The organism is Companilactobacillus futsaii JCM 17355, assembly GCF_001435505.1.
Taxonomy (GTDB): domain Bacteria; phylum Bacillota; class Bacilli; order Lactobacillales; family Lactobacillaceae; genus Companilactobacillus; species Companilactobacillus futsaii.
The window spans coordinates 12746-31090 of record NZ_AZDO01000080.1; the positions used below are offsets into that span (position 1 = coordinate 12746).

Consider the following 18345-nt stretch of genomic DNA (forward strand, 5'->3'; position numbering starts at 1 on the left):
GTAATTTTGTTCGAGGTGATTAAAATGTATGCTGCTTTGAACAAATCAGGAATTTTAATTTATGCGCAAAATGCTGAAGAAAAGGAACATTACGTATGTTGTCGTTGTGCAAAACCAGTTAAATTAATTACTACTAAAACTCGTAAATATTTTCGTCATTTGAATAAAGTTAATAATGATATTAATGAACGAGATATTCATTTGGTTGGTAAAGAAATAATATTGGATTTGTTGAGAAATTTTTCCGATGTTAAAGAAGAATATTTTTTGCCAGCAATTCAACAGCGTCCAGATATTTTTTTAACTGATCAAAAAATTGCTATTGAATATCAATGTGCACTCTTAAAAATTGATTCACTAGAAGAGCGTGTTTTGGGTTATCAACAATTTGGAATTAAAAGTATTTGGATATTAGGTGGTAATTATTTAGATGACCAAATTCATAAAAAACACCTTAAATTTATTAGTTATAGCGCCAAATTGGGTTATTACATCATCATGTTAGATTCTAAGAGAAAAGCTTTTACAATTTTTCATCATATTAAGTTTATTGGTCCATTTAATCGAATCTTTTTTCAACGACAAATTTTTCAAGAAGCAGAATTGGCGGATATTTTAAATTTTGCACCACAAAATTATCGTTTGAACCCAGTGTTAATGAATCAACATTTTATCCACCGTCTACGACAAAAAAATGATAGAAATTCTCAACAAGTGAAAATGGATTTTTTCCAAAATCATCAAATAACGGTTGAGGATTATTTAAATAATCGTTATTTTGTTCCCATTGCACCAATTTACTTTTATCCAGCTTGGCAAATGGCCTGTGGACAAGGGAAGAAATTGTTGCGACAGCCATTATTGGAATTTAAAACAAAGAAAAAGCCTCCTGATTAGGAAGCTTAAATGGAATTTTGTACGGTCCAATTCAATTTAGTTGAATATTGTCCGGGTTCAATCTGATTACTATTTACTTTTAATAAAAGACCATCTTTTTTATTCCAAATAACCGAAGTTAAAGGTATGTCACCATCGGCTTCTTCGACCAAAACTTTATTTTTAATGGATTGGATGGAATTATTTATTTTATAAAATAAATTAGCACCGAGGATATCTCCTTTTTTATCTTCTAGTGGATAAGCTTGTTTTACAAAGAGATATTTATTGCCAGTTTTTCTTTGACTTCCGTCAACGGAAACTACTGCATAAGGAGCATTTGTAGCTGCTGTGCGGTATTTGGTGGTACCTTTTTGAAATTGAGTGATAGGATCGAATTGGATACTGTGTGGATTGAGTGTGATTTGATTGGGTGTTAAATTAATTTGAAGTTTGTTGCCTTCACTTTGAAAATCATTGCCGTCATCAGTGGATCCAGAAAAATAAGGCGTAGAGTCTATAGTTTGTTCGGTGTTGATTGTGGGTGTCGTCAAATCGATTTTGACATTTTGGGTATCACTAACTTTTAGATCTTTTAAATCAATTATAAGTTCTTTTTGATTATTAAAGTTATTATTTACTATTTGATAATCGTCAGTAGTTAATGGTTGTTTATTTACCGTTATGCCATCAATATTGAAATTTCGATTGTCATCTAATGGAAAAAGCGGAATTGAGAGCGATGAATTAGGAAAATTTTTGTAACCAGAATTGTAAACTTTAGAATTAATTACTAGTTTATCGTTTGAACTGACTTTGTTTATGACTGAGTCAGTATTTTCTGCTGGATGAAAGGTTGTGTCCTCGATGGAACTTTTGATGTTGATGTTGGGATCAGTAGGTGGCAAAACGTTTAAAACAGCACTATTAGTTCTGACGGTATTTCTTTTGACAGTGATCTGAGCATAGAATTCATCACCATTTTCGGCTTTGGTAGTTGGTGAGGTCACGTAAGTTGTTGGATCAGCTTGAGTTTCTAGTTGTTTTACTTGGCCATTCGTAGAACGCTTATACCAAGTTATTTTTGCTTTCGTATCATCTCGCTTGTCATCCTCATCGGTCTGCAAATGAAAAGTGGCCGGTTGATTAGCATGAACTGTTTGATTTTCTAAACCACCACCAATTTTGATATTTTGAGGTTTACTAGTTACGATGCTTCCATCGCTATTTTTGATTGAACCAGTAATTTTAACTATTCCTGATTTATTGTCAGAATTAGCTACAATATGTCCATTCTCATCAATAGTGGCAAGACTAGGATTGTCTGAACTCCAACTAATATCACCGGTAGCGTCGTCTGGATCTGGGCTTGCTGTAGCGTAAGCATCTTTAGGAACTATTGCGTTATTGGAAGAATCTTTAACGTTATATAGATAATTTTTATCGATAGTGATATTTAAAAAAACGGCATCAATTGATTTTTTTAAAACGTGAACTGTAATGACATCGGAATAAAATTTATCTTTAGTAAAAATTCCAGCGTAATAAGTATAAAGTTGAATGTAATAAGTTCCTGTTTGTTGAGGGGTATAAACTAAAGAATTCTTTGTTTCATTGGGTATTTGGCTGAATTTACCACCGTCATTGGAGATAAACCAATTGTGATACACTGTTTCAAATGGATTTAAGCCAAAACTCAAAGTAGAACGAACGGTATGAGTAGTTATTTCAATCGGAGCTCCTACCGTGGTGTAATAGCTAGTTTTAGGTTGCCTGTCAAAACCACCGGTAGCCCAGAAGCCAAAGCCACCAGTTGGGTCAGGTGTAGGAGTGTGGTATTGAACGCTGGCAATTGCGTCATCCGCTAAAATGGATTCTGGATGTGTAATAAAAAAGAGGCATAATGCTAAAATTAATGGCAAAATGAATTTCAATAACAATGAGATTGTTTTCATAAAATGTCCTCCTCAAATTATGGTCTAAACCAATTCCAAGTATAGCGGACAATTTATTTTTTAGAAAGTGAAATAGTCAATTTGTCAAATTCTTTGTTTATTAATTTGCTTAAAAATATATATAAATCAATAATTTGGTATAAATTTAGAAATAAAAAAGCCCTGCACTTTATTAGTGTAGGGTTAATCCTTGTCATATTGTTTGCCTATCGTCTGAATTTATCCAGACTAATGACAGTATCATTGCGAGCAAAATCTTGAGTATGAGGAAGTTCTCGTTCCAACATAGCATTGATATTCTTACTGATGCTTTCTTGAGAAGTTGAGTCTCCAAAGTCATCGATCATAACACCAGGTTTTTCTTCATCTTCACAATCAAAAACGATTGCAGTCGGAGCCTTTTTGACATTCATTTCCATCGATAACTGTTGATCACGTTTCAAACCTTGAGCGACACAAGTACTGTCTTTATCGGCCATGATTGATTTATAGTCAAGCCCGCTATTGTTAATTGCGCGTTTGATAGTGTTATCATCAAAGGGATTGTTCAAAATATTTACTTGTTCTTGAAGATTCATTAAAAAGTTACGAGCTTTTTTGTTACCTTGACAAGAAGCGGCTTTGTAAAGTTTCGCTGCTTCAACAATTTGTTGTGACGCTGTGTTACGTTCCTCAATGTCAGTAATCTTGCAGCCTTGTAATTTCATATAATCATTAATTGTTGCCATATTATAGTTCGTTACGAAATGATATTGTGTGTCTATGTCATGCTTTCTTGTGAAATCAATAATTGCTTGTTCCACCTTCAAACAATACGAACATAAGGGATTAATATATAAGAATACTTCCCACATTGTGATTCCCTCCATCTCTCTATTGCATAGTCATTCTACCAACAATTTTTCAAAAGGTAAAATTATAAACTCAAGCACTAATATTCATAATTGAGTGAATCTTTCTTAAATGTACGATATATTAAAGTAAGTAAAGCGAGGTTATTATGTCAGAAATTAAATGGAATGAATTTTTGATACCTTATTCACAGGCAGTCGACGAATTAAAAATCAAATTTAGAAATCTTCGTAAAGAGTTTTTAGAAAAAAATGAACATTCGCCAATTGAGTTCGTGACAGGTCGAGTCAAGACGGTTGATAGCATTAAAGAAAAAATGCGTCGCCGTTTTATCAAGGAAGATCTTTTGGAACAAGACATGCAGGATATTGCTGGAATTAGGATTCAGTGTCAATTTGTGGAGGATATTTATGATGTGGCTAAATTACTTCATATTCGTGAAGATATGCGCGTGATTGAGGAACGTGATTATATTGCTAATAGTAAGCCTAGCGGTTATCGTTCATATCATGTCGTGATTGAATATCCGATTCAAACCGCTTCTGGTCAAAAGAATATTTTGGCGGAAATTCAGATCAGAACTTTGGCGATGAATTTTTGGTCTACGATTGAACATTCTTTGAATTACAAATATCAAGGTGATTTTCCAGAAGAAATCAATGAGCGACTCAAACGAGCTGCAGAAGCCTCATTTATGTTGGATGAAGAAATGTCCAAAATTAGAGAAGAAATTCAAGATGCACAACAGTATTTTACTGATCGAAAACGTGATTTAAATAACCCTACGGAGCACAAAAAATAATGAAATTATGGATTAATAATAATAGTAAAGAGCAGTCAGTTGCAGCAGCTAACAAACTACGCAGCAAATTATTAGATGCTGGTTTAACTTTGGATCGACGAGATCCACAATTAGTCATTAGCGTTGGTGGTGATGGTACGTTATTGAGTACATTTCACGCTTATGCTGCACATTTGGATAAAGTGAAATTTTTAGCTTTGCATACAGGTCATTTGGGTTTTTATTCAGATTGGACTGATACAGAAATTGACGAATTAGCTGATTTGATCATCAAATGTCAAGATAATATTCCATCAACTAGCTATCCACTTTTGGACGTCATGGTCGAAAATAAAGAAGGCTCATTGTTCCACGGTATTGCTATCAATGAAATAGTAGTCAGACGTTTATCTTCTTTAACGATGAAAACACGAGTTGATTTGGATAGAGAATTCTTTGAGAACTTTCGTGGAGATGGTTTGTGTTTTGCAACGCCTACAGGTTCAACCGCTTATTCTAAATCCATTGGTGGGGCTTTGATTCACCCTAAAATCAGTGTTTTTCAAATGATTGAAATTGCTTCGATCAATAATCGAGTTTATCGGACGATTTCTTCACCAATTATCATTCCTCATAATCAAAGAGTTGATCTTTATCCACAAACTGCTGACGATTATGTGATCAGTTGTGATGGAATCACTACGAAATTAAAAAACGTTCGTCGAATTACGATTAAGCTAAATTATCAACGAGCCCAATTTGCTCAATATCGACATCGACACTTTTGGACTAGAGTAGAGACAGCTTTCTTAGGACAAGATGAACCCAAATAATCGCTTTTTAAAATTTACGATTGGTGACGATGACAAAAAAATAGTCCGCAAATTTTTAGTTCAACACAAATTTTCCTCTAGTCAATTACATAACCTAAAAAATAAAGGTGGACAAATTTTTGTGAATCATAAAAAGCGTCATTTCAATTATCCGTTAAAAAAGGGTGATCAAATTTTGATAGTTCTTAATTCAGAAGAACCCTCAGATTTGATTGAGCCAATGTCTGGTAAAGTAGATGTCGTATTTGAAGATAATTATTTATTGGTTATCAACAAACCACCAGGGATCGCCAGTTTACCTGCCAAAGCCAAAGATAGTAAGACGATGGCAAATGTGGTCAAGTCGTATTTGATCGATAAAAAAGAAAACAGTTCAATTCATTTAGTCACCCGATTAGATAGAAATACCTCGGGATTGATGGTATTTGCTAAAACTTCTTATGCACATTCGTTATTGGATCGAATCTTACATACCGAGGACTTTCAGAAATTTTATTTGGCAATGGTTTACGGTCAGGTATCACCAGAAAAAGGTTTGATTGATTTGCCGATTGGAATTGATCCCAAGGCCTTTTATATGCGAAATATCGATCATAATCTTGGTAAGCCGTCAAAAACTTTGTATGAAACGGTTGAGAAGTTTGACGATGCTAGTTTGTTAAAACTGAAGTTGTTGACGGGTCGAACACATCAAATCCGTGTTCATTTGACAGCGATTGGACACCCAATAATTGGAGACGATATGTATAGCAAAAAAGATGATTCTCGAATGGGTCGGCAAGCTTTACATTGTTATCGCTTAAATATAGTTCATCCCGTTACTAAAAAGTTATTAAAATTAACCGCGCCATTGCCAAAAGATATGGTAATGTTAAAGGGTGTGTTAAGGGGTGAGAAGAATGGATGAAAACGAAAAAAGACTCCAAGATAAGTTTTCACAATTGAAGGGTTATCTTGATGAAGGTGATAAAAAACGATTTCGAAAAACTTATTTAGATATGCATTTTTATGACCAGAGCACTTTTTACCTCACGTTGAATAAACCTGAACGAATGACGCTTTATTCAATTTTGGAACCGGACGAAATGGGGGATATGTTCGATACTATTGAAGATGACGATCCTAAAATTCCTGAGCTATTGAAGGAAATGGATCTTAACTATGCTTCTAAAATGTTGAACGATATGTATGATGATAATGCTGCCGATGTTTTAGAACATTTGGATAAGGTCGATGTTGATCGGTTTCTAGGTCAGATGCCACGTAACGACGCTAATAATTTGCGTGGTTTGTTGCACTATGACACTGAAACTGCCGGTGGTATCATGACGACCGACTACGTTGAGTTTCATGAGGAAGAAACAGCAGCAGAGGCGATCAGAGCCTTGAAGAAGTTCGCTAAAACTGCTGAAACGATTTATTATATTTATATTTTGGATCATCACGATGATTTAGTTGGCGTTATGTCGTTGCGTGATTTAATTTTGCTTGAAGATAATGATACTTTAAGTGAAAAAATGAATAGTGATATTATTACGGTCAATGTTGACGCTGAACAGGCTGAAGTTGCTCAAGTCTTTAGAGATTATGAGTTTTTAGCCGTTCCCGTTGTTGACCATTCGAATAAATTAGTTGGTATCGTTACAGTTGATGATGTTATCGAGGTTATTGATGACGAAGCCCAACAAGACTACTCTGGTTTGGCCGGTGTTAGTATGGACGAAACTAATAACGATGGTCCATTCAAAGCTGCTTCAAAACGTTTGCCTTGGTTGATCACATTGTTACTTTTGAGTATGATTACAGCTACGTTGATCAATCATTATGAAAATTTGTTAGCTGAAGCTAGTATCTTGGCGGTATTCATTTCAACAATCACTGGTACGGCCGGTAATGCAGGTACCCAAAGTTTGGCTGTGGCAGTTAGGCGTCTAGCAGTTGAGGAAATAAACCGTCATGAGTTTTTAAAATTGTTGGTCAAAGAATTAATCACTGGTTTTGTAACTGGATTAGTAACAGGTGTTGCAGTTCTTTTATTAGTAGGAATTTGGAAACACAACTTTGTCTTAGGGATGGTTATCGGTATGGCGATGTGTGCTGCTATTACGGTAGCTAACTTGGCTGGTAGTTTTATTCCTATGTTAATGTCTAGCTTTGGATTTGATCCAGCAGTTGCTAGTGGCCCATTTATTTCAACTTTAAGTGATTTAACTAGTGTCTTAATTTATTTCAGTATTGCGGGAGTATTTATGCAATACTTTATCAAAGTGTGAAAAAAGCTGTATTGACTATGAATTTAGTCAGTACAGCTTTTTTTAAATTCCATCGATAATCTTTGTGCCATGTAATTCTTTAACACCTAATTTTTTAGCAATCGTATCGCAATTTTCAAAATTAATGCCACCACCAGGTAGAATAGTGATTCTTCCGTCAGCGTAGTCGATGTATTTTTTGATATTGTCTAAGGTCTGATCGATTGGGGTAGATAATGGTCCACCATGAGTTAAAATTCGATCAACATCGTGATCTACTAGCCAATCGATAGCATCTTTTTTGTTGTCTTCAGCTAAAGCATCAAAAGCCATGTGGAAGACGATTTGCATGCCACTAGAAGCAGCAATTAATTGTTCCATAGCATCTTCATCTAAGTCTCCATCTTTTGTCAAAGCTCCAAATGCTACTCCATCAATACCCAATTTTTGAGCTTGGAATAAGTCAGCTTCCATCATCTTGATTTCAAGATCATTGTAAACAAAATCTCCACCACGAGGCCGAATCATTTCAACAACGGGGACGGACTTTTCTTGAAGATATTTAGTAGCTTCTTGTAAAACACCAAAGCTAGGAGTAGTCCCTCCAACATTCAAATTATCGTTTAATTCGATTCGATTAGCACCTTTTAAAACAGCAGCAGGAACCTTAGTGAAATTTTCTACAGCAACTTCTTTATAAATAATTTTCAACCCCTCTTTTTATCAGTATCTTTATTCTAACAATTTTATACAAAAAAAGAACGTCCGAAGACGTCCTAATTTTATGCAAAGGATTTGATTCCAAAGTATGCGATGACAATAATTGCCAAGACGATACGATACCAACCAAAAGCTTTGAAATCGTTACGTTTGATGTAATCAAGCAAAAACTTGATAGAAGCATAGGCAACGATAAATGAAACTAATGTACCAACAAGTAGGATAATAGTTTGGTCACCAGTAAAAGTGTGGCCATTCCAGAAATACTTACCAATCTTCAAAAGACTAGCACCAAACATAGTTGGAATAGCTAAGAAAAATGAGAATTCAGTTGCGACAAATCGGGAAGTACCAACTGTCATACCTCCTAAGATAGTTGCTCCAGAACGTGAAGTACCAGGGACTAATGATAGAACTTGGAAAAGACCTATTGTAAAGGCAGTTTTGTATGAAAGTTGATCTAAGTCTTCGACTTGAGGACGTTTATTCTTCAACCAATTTTCGACGACAATGAATAAAATACCGTAAATTAACAATGTGGCAGAGATAACTTGCCAACTAGTTAAATGGGCATCCATCCAGTCGTTTAAAGGAAGTCCAATAACTACTGAAGGTATGATAGCAACCAAAACTTTAAACCAGATACTCCAAGTTTGATTTTTCTCACGATGATTTTTTTTAGGTGAGAAAGGATTCAGCTTGTGGAAGTAAATGAGGATTACCGCTAAGATTGCCCCGAATTGAATAACAACCATGAACATATTGATAAAAGCTGTTGATTCATTTAACTTGATGAACTCATCAGCTAAGTACAAATGTCCAGTTGAACTGATAGGCAGAAATTCGGTAAAACCTTCAATAATACCCAAAATGATGGTTTTAATAATTTCAATGAACATAATTAATAATATTCTCCTGAATTAAATTTGGAACTAGATAAAGTGTACACAAACACACTCAGGAATGGAAATTTTATTTTCTAATGGGGTTAGATTTCCTTTGTTAGGATTGCGTTTAAAAATTGTTAAATCATCACTATCTTGGTTAGCAGCTAGCAAATATTTTTCTGAAGGATCTAGCTCAAAATCACGAGGTCCCTTACCATTAGTTGAAATTGTGTTGAGTTTCTTGAGACGGTCACCATTTTTGTCAACACTGAAAGTAGCAATTGTGTCAGCACCACGAGTCGAAACGTACAAGAATTTGCCATCTTTAGAAATACGGATAGCAGCGGTTGTATTCTTTTGTTCATCCTTAGCAGCTTCAACTTCATCAACTAATGTCAAACCAGCAGTTTCTGCACCATATTCCATAACCAAAACTTTTGAAGCTAATTCACAAGCAACGTAAACGATTGGTTTTGTTGGATGGAAGACTAAATGTCTAGGAGCATATCCAGCAGGTGCAATGTAGTTGTTCATCAATTTTGGTTCTTTAGGATTGTCAATATTGTAAATATAAATACGATCAGCACCGTAATCACAAATAATTAATTTACCATCTGGAGTTAGGGCACTAAAGTGAGGCTTAGATTGATCTTGTTCAGCACGAGGGCCATGACCTTCAAATTTAACTTCTGAATAGTGTTCAATTTTACCGTCATCAGTTAGGTGATCGATTTTTACCTTGCTCAAGTGGAAATAAGCACTAAAAATCAGATTACGACTTGGGTCAAATTTAACGTAAGATGGGGAAGTTTCTTCTGAGAAATCCTCGTCTAAAAGTTTAGGTTCATTGTTGATATCATAAACGACGATACCGCCACGGTCGTCTTTTTTAGCTAAAGCAATTAGTTTCATATCGTTAGTAACATCAATGTATGTTGGTCCATTTAATTCAACCAATACCTTAGGCGTAGTCAATTCGCCGGTTTCTGAATCGAAGTCGGCAGAATAGACACCTTTACCTGTCTTTTTTGTGTAACCGCTTAATAGAAGCTTTTCAATCATTACAATTCCTCCAAATAATGTATAGTATTATAATATACAGTATAATCTTTGTATAAAATTTTTGGGGAGCAATCTATGCGAGAAACACCGGAAAAAAATAAAAGTTGGTTTTATAAATGGTTCTTAAACAACCAATTGACGGTGATTTTGATTAATATTTTTTTAGTATTTTTGATTATTTTTTTATTTTCAAAAGTCAGTTTTGTTTTTCGACCAATTGGACAGATTTTAGGAATTATAATGCCACCAGTTATTTTGGCCTTGGTATTGTATTATCTAATCAATCCGCTGATCAATGTTTTGGAAGAAAAGTTTCATATTAATCGAATTATTTCAATTGCCTTTGTTTTTATTATTATTTTGGCATTATTGATTTGGGGCGTCATGTCTTTGATTCCTTTCGTACAAAGCCAAGTTGATTCATTAGTTAAGAATTGGCCGCAATATTGGGATTCTTTGAATAAGAGCTTGCAAAATATGTTTTCTGATCCAAAATTACATATTGTTAAAGAGCGACTAGCTACGACTAATGCCAGCATCACGAAAAGTTTTGAAAAATCTATGAGCCAAATTTTGCCACAGACAATGAATAATTTAAGTTCAGCAGTAAGTGTCTTGACGAATGTTGTTATGATTTTGTTAACGGCACCTTTTATATTGTTCTTTATGTTAAAAGACGACAAGAAATTCAAGATATCAGTTGTTAAATTCGTTCCTAATCGTTTGAAGAAATCGGTTAGCGATATGCTTTCAGAAATCAGTCAATCGTTGAGTTCTTACATTACTGGACAGTTGACAGTAGCTTTTTGGGTAGCGATTATGTTCTTTGTTGGCTATTTGATTATTGGACAACGATACGCTTTGATTTTAGGAATCGTTGCGGGAATTTTAAATTTGATTCCTTATGTTGGTTCGGCTTTGGCCTTGATTCCTTCACTAGTAATTGCGGCCTTTATTGCTCCGTCGATGGTTATCAAGGTGTTGATCGTTTTTGCGGTTGAACAGACGATTGAAACACGTGTTATTTCACCGATCATCGTTGGTAATAAGATGCAAATGCACCCTGTAACGACAATCTTAGTCTTGCTAGTTTCGGCTGGATTGTATGGCTTAGTAGGAATGATTGCCGGTATTCCAATTTTTGCTATTTTAAAAATTATTTGCACGCGCATTTTTAATTGGTTTAAACGCAACTCTTCTTGGTACGATGATGAAGATGTTGAACCGAGTGATAATATAACAGTCACAAAAGCTACAGAAATTTCGAAGAAAAATCACGAATAATTCAAAAACTATTGTCTAGACCGGATAAAACGTATATAATGTTTTATGAGTTTTGGGGTTATTTGTTTTTCTCAGGAGTGATTTTGACAAAAGCAAGTAAACAAGAGGCTATACTAGCGCATGTCCTTGCTGTGGTTTTCACCGAGGTCATGCGCTTTTTGTTTATGTAAAAGGAGATTAAATAATGACGAACCATATTGCACTTTATGAACCATTGATGCCAGCTAATACTGGTAATATTGCTAGAACTTGCGCGGGAACTAATACTAAATTGCATTTGATCAGACCATTAGGTTTCAATACTGATGATGCTCATATGAAACGTGCTGGTTTGGATTACTGGGAAAAAGTCGATATCACTTATCATGATGATTTGGATGCTTTCTTGGAGTCAATTCCTGATGATAAGTATTTGTATTTGATTACAAAATTCTCTGATAAGGTATATAGTGATCAGGATTTCTCAGATACTTCGGTTGACCATTATTTCTTATTTGGTAAAGAGACTACTGGTTTGCCAGAAGATTTCATGCGTCGCAATCCTGAAAAGTGTTTACGAATTCCTATGAGCGACAATATTCGAGCTTTAAACTTATCTAACAGTGCTGCCTTAGTTATTTATGAAGCTGTACGCCAACAACATTTTGCTGGTTTGGAATTAAGTCATCATTATGAACACGATAAATTAGATTAGGAGAAAAACTATGAAAATTAATAAAGGTGCAGTTAGCGTTCAATCATTTCATTATGATGTTGAATCACCCAGTGCTGATGAAAAAAGCACTTTGAACATTAGTATTGAGCATCCTGAATTTAAAGATGAAAATGGACAACCAATGAACGAAGATGAAGGTAAGATTTTTCAGGTTGTTATCCCATTTGAAATTCACATGAAAGAAGCTCCGTTCAAGGTTTCAGGCTTAGTTGGTCAAGTAGTTCAACCGGTAGGTTTTCATGGAGAAGCTGAAGATTTAGATGGCAAACAAGTCCAACAAATTTCTCGTTCTGCGGTCGAGTACATTGAGACCTTAACTTATCAAGTTACGAGTGTAACGTTGAATCATGGTATTTCTTTAAACTTTACTAAAGATGCAGAAATCAAGCCCAATAATGAAGAAGATAAATAAACAGTCCTTCAAGGGCTGTTTTTTTTAGTGTTCAAAAAAGGTATAATTTTAGATGATTACTTTTAAATTCATGTGAGGTACTTATGGTTAAAAAAAAGGCAAGTTCAAGGCCTAGAAAGAGTAAAAAAACCGTTGATAATTCACGATTGATTAGATCTTTAGTCAGTCTAGTGTGGATAATCTTGGCGATTCTAGGCTTATTCAAGTTTGGTCTCGTTGGCAAAACTTTCGATAATATTTACCGAATTTTTGTTGGGGATAGTTATCCAGTATTGTTGATTATCAGTATCGTTGTAGCGGCGTTTATCATTGCTACAGGGCGATTCCCTTTGTTTTCACCGAAAAGAAATTTTGGCTTTTTGTTTGTTTATTTAGGAACATTAATAATTTTGCACGGCATTTTCTTCTCCAATATGTCGTTATATCACAATTATAATCTCGTCACATGGAATACTTTATCTGCCGATATAACGCAGGTTGATGTTAGTGGAACAGTTGGCGGAGGTATGATAGGTTCTTATTTATACAGTTTCTTTATGCCAATGTTTTCAAGTCTGGGAACTTATTTTGTCACTGCATTGATTATTTTTATTGGAATTTTGATGTTATTAAACGTTACGATGAAACAAGTTTCGGTTGTAACGACTGATATTTTAGTATCTTTAAAGCATCTATTTATTAAAATTAAGGACATTTTAGTTGGTCATTATAGTAATTATGTTGATCAAAAGAAAACTCAAAAAGTTTCGCTTAGTTCAGATAAACCTAAGAAAACTGTTCCGATAGTAAGGGATGACGACAAAACTGAAGATGGTTTCAATAGTTTTGCTGAAGGGAAAAAAGAAGACAAGAAACCAGATGAGTTTGAGATTGAAGGGGCACCAAAGTCTCCAGAGCAATCTACTTCTGAGGCCACGGTGGTTTCCAAGCCTTACGGTGTCGATGGTACTAAGGATAAAGATTTACCAGATCCAGTAAGTTATAAGAAAACTGATCAAGTTGATAATGATGGCTATGTATTGCCTTCAGTAGATTTGTTGAAGCAAGTTCCTCAGACCGATCAAACTTCAGAAGTTCATTTGATCGAGGAAAATAAAGATAAATTACGTCAGACTTTTAAGAGTTTTGGCGTTGATGTTGAAGTTAAGAAGGCTAGTTTGGGACCAACTATTACGAAGTACGAAGTTCAACCAGCTGTTGGTGTTAAAGTAAGTAAAATTGTCAATTTAGCTGATGATTTGGCTTTAGCTTTGGCAGCAAAAGATATCCGTATTGAAGCACCGATTCCAGGGAAACCATTTGTTGGAATTGAAGTGCCTAATAAGACTATCTCAACAGTTTCCTTTAAAGATATTACTGAAAATCAAAAGGATAAGACTCATCCATTGGTAGTTCCTTTAGGAAAGGACGTTTCTGGCAATATTATAGAAGCTAATATTACTAAAATGCCCCATTTACTGATTGCTGGTTCTACTGGTAGTGGTAAGTCAGTAGCTATCAATACGATCATCACTGGTATTTTAATGAAGTCTAAACCAAATGAAGTTAAACTGATTTTGATTGATCCAAAGATGGTTGAATTAAATGTTTATAATGGAATTCCTCACTTGTTGATACCAGTAGTTACAGATGCTAGACGAGCTGCTGGAGCGCTACAAAAAGCAGTTAAAGAAATGGAACGCCGTTATAAATTATTTGCTGAGACTAGTCACCGTAACATTGGTGAGTATAACGCCGACGTTGATAAGTTCAATGAAACTGCAGCTGACGAGGATAAGATGGAGCGCTTGCCATTTATTGTCGTTATCGTTGATGAATTGTCTGACTTGATGATGGTAGCTGGACATGAAGTAGAAGCAGCTATCGTTCGTTTAGCTCAAATGGCCCGTGCGGCTGGATTACACATTATTATTGCAACCCAACGTCCATCAGTTGATGTCATTACAGGTTTGATCAAAGCCAATATTCCATCGAGAATGGCTTTTGCCGTTTCCAGTGGGGTCGATTCAAGAACAATTCTAGACTCAGTTGGAGCTGAGAAGCTCTTAGGACGAGGAGACATGCTTTTCCAACCAATTGGGAAGAGTAAGCCAATTCGACTTCAGGGAGCTTATATTTCCGAATCAGAGGTTGAAAATGTTGTGAAGTTTGTCAGTGAACAACAAGAAGCTCATTACGATGAAGAAATGATTCCTACTGATATTGAAGAAGGCGGCAGTGATAGTGATAAACCAGAAGATGAATATTGGGATGATGCTGTCGATATGATTGTTAAAGGACAATCAGCTAGTGTTTCTATGCTTCAAAGAAGATTCGCTATCGGTTATAATCGAGCTGCAAGAATGGTTGACGAAATGGAGAATAAGGGTATCGTTGGACCATCAGAAGGAAGTAAGCCACGAAAAGTATTAATTACTCCAGAACAATTAGAAACAATAAGAAAAAATCAGGTGAAAAATTGAGAAAAACATTAGCAAAGAATATTTTCTTAAATATAAATTCGATCAAAAAATTTCGAACTATTAAAATTCAAGTCGATTTTCTTCGTCCTTTGAAAAAAGAGGAGACCACAAGTCGTCGATTATTAGCCAACGTCATGTCTAACTCAACGGCCAATTATCCCAGTTTTCGATCGATAAATGACCGCGAAATGGAATTGTACGGTTCTGAAATCAATGTCTTTACGCGGAATCTTTTAAATTTCAATGATTTAGCTTTCAGTGTTGAATTCGCTGATCCTAATTTTTTGATTGATGGTCAAACGCAGATCAAAGATAATTTGGAATTGTTGAATGAAATAATTTTTAAGCCAAATTTAGCTGGAAAAGAATTTGATCACATATCTTTTGAGACTGAAAAGCGTAATTTAATATCTAATTTAATTTCAATTCAAGATAATCAAGATTTAGTTAGCACTTTAGGTTTAACGAAATTAATCTATCAAAATAATCCTGACCGTCAGGTACCAATTTTTGGTAGTGTCGATCAATTAAATAATTTAACGAATGAAAAATTATTGGAAATGTATCAAGATGTAATTCAAAACGACACTATTGTCATTAATGTCGTTGGAAATGTTGATGAAGAAAAATTTGCAGAAGATATTTTAACTAGTGGTTTTTATACTCAAATGAATAGTGAACGTCCTGATTTAAAAATTGAATTTGATAAGTTTAATCAATTGATTGCTAATCCGGCTGAAAAAATCGAACATAAACATCTTAATCAGAGTCGTATTGCGTTAGCTTTCGCAACTGAAGGTGTTTCTAAGAAGTTTAATCGTTTAGCGCCTCAAATCATGAATTTAATTTTGGGTGGAGACGACCAATCACAATTGTTTCAACAAGTTCGTGAGAAAAATAGTTTAGCTTACTCAGTCTCTAGTACATACCAACCATTGAGTCATTTGGTTACGATTCAAGCCGGATTAGATTCTGATTCAGTTCAAAAAGCTTTAGAATTAATTAGCCAACAAATTGATTTTATTAAAAATGGTAAATTTAGTGATAATCAAGTCCAACACGCTCAAAAAGTTATGTTGACAAGACGAAAGATAGCAACGGATTCGATTCAATACTACATTATGCGTAGTATTTGGGAAACCGTTTATCCAAAGACTTTGATGAGTGATGAACAATTTCAAGCAGAATTAGATAATTTAGATCGTGAACATATTGCCAGTGTAGCTAATAATCTGCATGCTATAGCACAATATCAGTTGATTGGAGATTCAAATGACTGAAAAGTTAGAAAAACAAACTAAAAAATTAAATAATGGACTGCAAATTAATGTCGTACCAATGCCAGGATTTAATCAAGTTTATGGTGTAGCGATGGCAAATTTTGGGTCAGTAGATACGCAAACAAACAAAGGGACATTACCTGCTGGAATTGCCCATTTTATAGAACATAAATTGTTTGCCAAACCTAACTATGATGTGTCAGAGAAATTTGCTCAATATGGTGCTAATTCTAATGCCTATACTAGTTATACGAAAACAGCCTATTTATTCCAGACTTTAGATAATCCTTATGATAATCTGAAAATTTTATTGGATTTAATTCAGAATCCTTACTTTACAGATAAGAATGTTGCATCTGAACGAGGAATAATTGACCAAGAAATTCAAATGTATCTCGATATGCCGGAGTGGGTTTTGGAACAGCGAATTTTAAGTAAATTGTATCCTAATGACCCAATCGCAGAGGATATTGCTGGTTCAAGTGATTCATTGAAACAAATCAACCGTCAGAATTTATTGTCAACTTATCAACAAAATTATCGACCTGATAATATGAATTTAGTTTTAGTTGGGGATGTGGATTTTGAAAAGGTTGAAAATATTGTTGAAAAGTCTAATTTTCATCAAGTTGATACGCCACTACAAAAGATCAATCGTCAGTTCGATCCAATTGGTCGAGGCGGCTTTGAAAAGATGGATATCAGCCAAGCTCGCAGTGCCTATGGAATTAGAATCGATACAGAAATGTCTGGCTATAATTTAGTGAAGGAACAATTTCAATTAAATATGATTATGGAGACTTTAATTGGAGAATCTTCTAAGAATTATCAAGAAATGAGTAATTTAGGTCTAATTGATGATAGTTTTTCTTATAATGTAGTTGCAGAAAATAACTATTGTTTTATCATAATTAGTGGATCAAATAATAATCCCCAAAAATTTCAAGAATATCTACGTAATCATTTAACCTATGACTCATTAAAAGAAGTTTTAACCGATGCAAAATTTAACAGAATTAAACGTGATGCGATTGGTTCTTACTTATTTGCTCAAAATGCACCTGAAGCAATTGCTAATCAGATGGCTGAACTTTATTTTTATGATGTTGATTACTTAGAATTGATCAATATGATTGACTCAATAAAAAAAGAAGATGTCTTAATGATTGCAGAGAAATTTCTAAAAGATAATAACAGCACTTATTACAATCTTTTGCCAAATAGGAAGTAAATTATGTATGCATTAGTTATGGGAAGTTCCGGTGATATTGGTGCAAGTAGTGCTAAAAAGCTAGCTGATAAAGGCTGGTCATTGTATTTGCACTACAATCAAAATCGTGAACGAATCGAAAAATTACGAATCGAACTTGTAGAAAAATATCCGAAACAAGATTTTATTCCTATCAAATTCAATATGGAACAAGATTCAGTTGAACAATTAACCAGTCAGGTTTTTGGGCTAGATGCGATAGTTTTCGCTCAAGGCAACACTTACTATAAATTGTTAGTTGATATCTCTGAGAAAGAAATTGACTCTTTATGGAATATTCATGTAAAACTACCTATTTTAATTTTACAGGCACTACAAGATAAGTTAGCCAAGACGCATCATGGTCGAATTGTTTTTATTGGCTCAATTTATGGAAAAATTGGTTCAGCGATGGAAGTAGTGTATAGCACTGTCAAAGGAGCAATGTCTTCGTTTGCAGATGCATATGCTAAAGAAGTAGCTTCCTTAGGAATCTCTGTAAATGTTGTTGCTCCAGGAGCTGTTAATACTAAGATGAATACCCAAGAATTTTCAAGTGAAGATCTTGAAAGCGTCAAAGAGGAAATTCCAGCTGATAGGTTAGCAAACCCTGATGAGATAGCTGATTTGGTTAGTTATTTGGTTAATATAAAATCAAATTATTTAACAGGCCAGACAATTTATTTTGCAGGTGGTTGGTTGCTGTAAGCTCGCTAGTAGTTAGA

General features: G+C 34.6%; 17 protein-coding genes. 12 read left to right on the forward strand and 5 right to left on the reverse strand.

Annotated features, from left to right (window positions below; genetic code table 11):
• Positions 1–24: 24 nt before the first annotated feature.
• A complete protein-coding gene (locus FC88_RS06450) occupies positions 25–897 on the forward strand; it encodes a competence protein CoiA (RefSeq protein WP_057813953.1) in 873 nt (290 codons plus the stop codon).
• 5 nt (positions 898–902) lie between these two features.
• Here the strand turns inward: FC88_RS06450 and FC88_RS06455 are convergent, their stop codons facing one another.
• A complete protein-coding gene (locus FC88_RS06455; RefSeq protein WP_057813955.1) occupies positions 903–2831 on the reverse strand; it encodes a hypothetical protein in 1929 nt (642 codons plus the stop codon).
• Between the two features lie 206 nt (positions 2832–3037).
• A complete protein-coding gene (locus tag FC88_RS06460; RefSeq protein WP_338078568.1) occupies positions 3038–3700 on the reverse strand; it encodes a DsbA family protein in 663 nt (220 codons plus the stop codon).
• 131 nt (positions 3701–3831) lie between these two features.
• On the opposite strand from FC88_RS06460, the gene yjbM reads away from it, so the two are divergent.
• Genes yjbM through mgtE form a run of 4 tightly spaced genes read left to right on the forward strand, consistent with a single transcriptional unit; the run spans position 3832 to position 7570 of the window.
• On the forward strand, positions 3832–4485 hold the full coding sequence (gene yjbM, locus FC88_RS06465; RefSeq protein ID WP_057813959.1) for a GTP diphosphokinase: 654 nt from the start codon (positions 3832–3834) through the stop codon (positions 4483–4485).
• Positions 4485–5297, forward strand: a complete 813-nt coding sequence (locus FC88_RS06470; RefSeq protein WP_057813961.1) for an NAD kinase — start codon at positions 4485–4487, stop codon at positions 5295–5297. Before yjbM ends, FC88_RS06470 begins: the two co-directional genes overlap by 1 nt.
• Positions 5284–6204 carry an RluA family pseudouridine synthase gene (locus FC88_RS06475; RefSeq protein WP_057813964.1) on the forward strand — a complete coding sequence of 307 codons (921 nt, stop codon included), beginning with the start codon at positions 5284–5286 and terminating at the stop codon, positions 6202–6204. Before FC88_RS06470 ends, FC88_RS06475 begins: the two co-directional genes overlap by 14 nt.
• Positions 6197–7570, forward strand: coding sequence for a magnesium transporter (mgtE, locus tag FC88_RS06480; RefSeq protein ID WP_057813966.1), 1374 nt, complete (start codon positions 6197–6199; stop codon positions 7568–7570). Before FC88_RS06475 ends, mgtE begins: the two co-directional genes overlap by 8 nt.
• A gap of 42 nt (positions 7571–7612) precedes the next feature.
• Here the strand turns inward: mgtE and FC88_RS06485 are convergent, their stop codons facing one another.
• The 3 genes from FC88_RS06485 to FC88_RS06495 form a co-directional block, all read right to left on the reverse strand.
• On the reverse strand, positions 7613–8251 hold the full coding sequence (locus tag FC88_RS06485; protein ID WP_057814144.1) for a copper homeostasis protein CutC: 639 nt from the start codon (positions 8249–8251) through the stop codon (positions 7613–7615).
• Positions 8252–8331: 80 nt separating this feature from the next.
• Entirely contained in the window at positions 8332–9168 is an 837-nt protein-coding gene (locus tag FC88_RS06490) for an undecaprenyl-diphosphate phosphatase (RefSeq protein ID WP_057813968.1), read from the reverse strand.
• A 33-nt stretch (positions 9169–9201) separates the two neighbouring features.
• Complete coding sequence (locus tag FC88_RS06495; protein WP_057813970.1) at positions 9202–10218, reverse strand: lactonase family protein; 1017 nt, start codon at positions 10216–10218, stop codon at positions 9202–9204.
• A gap of 75 nt (positions 10219–10293) precedes the next feature.
• On the opposite strand from FC88_RS06495, the gene FC88_RS06500 reads away from it, so the two are divergent.
• From FC88_RS06500 to ymfI, 7 genes are all read left to right on the forward strand, one after another.
• Positions 10294–11502 carry an AI-2E family transporter gene (locus FC88_RS06500; RefSeq protein WP_057813972.1) on the forward strand — a complete coding sequence of 403 codons (1209 nt, stop codon included), beginning with the start codon at positions 10294–10296 and terminating at the stop codon, positions 11500–11502.
• A 184-nt stretch (positions 11503–11686) separates the two neighbouring features.
• A complete protein-coding gene (gene trmL / locus FC88_RS06505; protein WP_057813974.1) occupies positions 11687–12196 on the forward strand; it encodes a tRNA (uridine(34)/cytosine(34)/5-carboxymethylaminomethyluridine(34)-2'-O)-methyltransferase TrmL in 510 nt (169 codons plus the stop codon).
• A gap of 10 nt (positions 12197–12206) precedes the next feature.
• Positions 12207–12629, forward strand: coding sequence for a DUF1149 family protein (locus tag FC88_RS06510; protein ID WP_057813977.1), 423 nt, complete (start codon positions 12207–12209; stop codon positions 12627–12629).
• An 83-nt stretch (positions 12630–12712) separates the two neighbouring features.
• On the forward strand, positions 12713–15091 hold the full coding sequence (locus FC88_RS06515; protein ID WP_057813979.1) for a DNA translocase FtsK: 2379 nt from the start codon (positions 12713–12715) through the stop codon (positions 15089–15091).
• The gene (gene yfmF, locus FC88_RS06520) at positions 15088–16371 is read left to right on the forward strand and encodes an EF-P 5-aminopentanol modification-associated protein YfmF (RefSeq protein WP_057813981.1); all 1284 of its coding nucleotides are present in this window, start codon (positions 15088–15090) and stop codon (positions 16369–16371) included. Before FC88_RS06515 ends, yfmF begins: the two co-directional genes overlap by 4 nt.
• Positions 16364–17602: an EF-P 5-aminopentanol modification-associated protein YfmH gene (gene yfmH / locus FC88_RS06525; RefSeq protein ID WP_057813983.1), complete on the forward strand. Its 1239-nt coding sequence runs from the start codon at positions 16364–16366 to the stop codon at positions 17600–17602. Before yfmF ends, yfmH begins: the two co-directional genes overlap by 8 nt.
• Positions 17603–18328, forward strand: a complete 726-nt coding sequence (gene ymfI / locus FC88_RS06530; protein WP_057813984.1) for an elongation factor P 5-aminopentanone reductase — start codon at positions 17603–17605, stop codon at positions 18326–18328.
• Positions 18329–18345: the final 17 nt, after the last annotated feature.

Bases quoted from the DNA above. Each gene is read 5' to 3' on its own strand.
- FC88_RS06500 (WP_057813972.1), top strand. From the start codon at position 10,294: ATGCGAGAAACACCGGAAAAAAATAAAAGTTGGTTTTATAAATGGTTC.
- mgtE (WP_057813966.1), top strand. From the start codon at position 6,197: ATGGATGAAAACGAAAAAAGACTCCAAGATAAGTTTTCACAATTGAAG.
- FC88_RS06495 (WP_057813970.1), bottom strand. From the start codon at position 10,218: ATGATTGAAAAGCTTCTATTAAGCGGTTACACAAAAAAGACAGGTAAA.
- FC88_RS06490 (WP_057813968.1), bottom strand. From the start codon at position 9,168: ATGTTCATTGAAATTATTAAAACCATCATTTTGGGTATTATTGAAGGT.
- FC88_RS06475 (WP_057813964.1), top strand. From the start codon at position 5,284: ATGAACCCAAATAATCGCTTTTTAAAATTTACGATTGGTGACGATGAC.
- FC88_RS06455 (WP_057813955.1), bottom strand. From the start codon at position 2,831: ATGAAAACAATCTCATTGTTATTGAAATTCATTTTGCCATTAATTTTA.
- FC88_RS06470 (WP_057813961.1), top strand. From the start codon at position 4,485: ATGAAATTATGGATTAATAATAATAGTAAAGAGCAGTCAGTTGCAGCA.
- FC88_RS06450 (WP_057813953.1), top strand. From the start codon at position 25: ATGTATGCTGCTTTGAACAAATCAGGAATTTTAATTTATGCGCAAAAT.
- yfmH (WP_057813983.1), top strand. From the start codon at position 16,364: ATGACTGAAAAGTTAGAAAAACAAACTAAAAAATTAAATAATGGACTG.
- yjbM (WP_057813959.1), top strand. From the start codon at position 3,832: ATGTCAGAAATTAAATGGAATGAATTTTTGATACCTTATTCACAGGCA.
- trmL (WP_057813974.1), top strand. From the start codon at position 11,687: ATGACGAACCATATTGCACTTTATGAACCATTGATGCCAGCTAATACT.
- FC88_RS06515 (WP_057813979.1), top strand. From the start codon at position 12,713: ATGGTTAAAAAAAAGGCAAGTTCAAGGCCTAGAAAGAGTAAAAAAACC.
- FC88_RS06510 (WP_057813977.1), top strand. From the start codon at position 12,207: ATGAAAATTAATAAAGGTGCAGTTAGCGTTCAATCATTTCATTATGAT.
- FC88_RS06460 (WP_338078568.1), bottom strand. From the start codon at position 3,700: ATGGAGGGAATCACAATGTGGGAAGTATTCTTATATATTAATCCCTTA.